The organism is Cohnella fermenti, assembly GCF_004801405.1.
GTDB classification, from domain to species: domain Bacteria; phylum Bacillota; class Bacilli; order Paenibacillales; family Paenibacillaceae; genus Cohnella; species Cohnella fermenti.
Genome location: NZ_SSOB01000097.1, coordinates 1 through 1816 on the forward strand (window position 1 = coordinate 1; position 1816 = coordinate 1816).

Consider the following 1816-nt stretch of genomic DNA (forward strand, 5'->3'; position numbering starts at 1 on the left):
CTTGACAACGGATCTTAGCACTCGCTGTCTGACTCCCGAGTATACATGCATGGCATTCGGAGTTTGACTGGACTTGGTAACCCTTGGCGGGCCCCGCACCCAATCAGTGCTCTACCTCCATGATGCTAACCTCGAGGCTAGCCCTAAAGCTATTTCGGGGAGAACCAGCTATCTCCGAGTTCGATTGGAATTTCTCCCCTACCCCCACGTCATCCCCAAGCTTTTCAACGCTTGTGAGTTCGGGCCTCCAGTGCGTGTTACCGCACCTTCACCCTGCACAGGGGTAGATCACCCGGTTTCGGGTCTACGCCTACGTACTAAAGCGCCCTATTCAGACTCGCTTTCGCTGCGGCTCCGTCTCTCCGACTTAACCTCGCACGTAAACGTAACTCGCCGGTTCATTCTACAAAAGGCACGCCATCACCCCTAGATCGGGCTCTGACTTCTTGTAAGCGCACGGTTTCAGGTTCTGTTTCACTCCGCTCCCGCGGTGCTTTTCACCTTTCCCTCACGGTACTGCTTCGCTATCGGTCGCCAGGGAGTATTTAGCCTTGGCAGATGGTCCTGCCGGATTCCCACGGGGTTTCACGTGTCCCGCGGTACTCGGGATCCGTCTCGGAGGGAGCAGGCTTTCGGCTACAGGGCTTTTACCTTCTATGCCGGGCCTTTCCAGACCTCTTCGCCTAACCTGCTCTTTTCTCACTCCATGTGAGACGTCCCACAACCCCAGGGAGCAAGCTCCCTGGTTTGGGCTAATCCGCTTTCGCTCGCCGCTACTGACGGAATCACTGTTGTTTTCTCTTCCTCAGGGTACTTAGATGTTTCAGTTCCCCTGGTGTGCTCCCTCATCACCTATGGATTCAGTGATGGGTGACTGGACATTACTCCAGCCGGGTTTCCCCATTCGGACATCCCCGGATCAACGCCTGCTTACGGCTCCCCGAGGCAATTTCGCTGTTCGCCGCGTCCTTCTTCAGCTCCTGGCGCCTAGGCATCCTCCGTGCGCCCTTATTAGCTTAACCACGTTGCAACCTCCCGTTAGCCAAAGGCTAGTAGGGAGGTTGTCAACCACCTGCAATCGCTATCGCCAAAGGCGAGAGAGATTGTCAGGATGCAAACCACTAAGGCAGAAGATCCATTCTAAATTGCGCTAATCGTTTCGTATCCAGTTGTCAAGGTACAAGGTGTGTGAAGAATGCAATCGACCGAAGTCGCTTGCCCCTTCAAAACTGAACTCGAGCGTAATGAATGTACTGCTTCATATTGCCCCGAAGGGCTCCTTAGAAAGGAGGTGATCCAGCCGCACCTTCCGATACGGCTACCTTGTTACGACTTCACCCCAATCATCTACCCCACCTTCGACGGCTGGCTCCTTGCGGTTACCCCACCGGCTTCGGGTGTTGTAAACTCTCGTGGTGTGACGGGCGGTGTGTACAAGACCCGGGAACGTATTCACCGCGGCATGCTGATCCGCGATTACTAGCAATTCCGACTTCATGCAGGCGAGTTGCAGCCTGCAATCCGAACTGAGACCGGCTTTAAAGGATTCGTTCCAGATCGCTCCTTCACAGCCCGTTGTACCGGCCATTGTAGTACGTGTGTAGCCCAGGTCATAAGGGGCATGATGATTTGACGTCATCCCCGCCTTCCTCCGGTTTGTCACCGGCAGTCAATCTAGAGTGCCCGACTTTACTCGCTGGCAACTAAATTCAAGGGTTGCGCTCGTTGCGGGACTTAACCCAACATCTCACGACACGAGCTGACGACAACCATGCACCACCTGTCTCCTCTGTCCCGAAGGAAAGGCACATCTCTG

Annotated in this window: 2 rRNA genes; both read right to left on the reverse strand. The window is 54.8% G+C overall.

The annotated features are described in order from the left end of the window. Positions 1 to 1022, reverse strand: a 23S ribosomal RNA gene (locus tag E6C55_RS33105); the annotation flags it as partial. 262 nt (positions 1023 to 1284) lie between these two features. After that, a 16S ribosomal RNA gene (locus E6C55_RS33110) occupies positions 1285 to 1816 on the reverse strand; the annotation flags it as partial.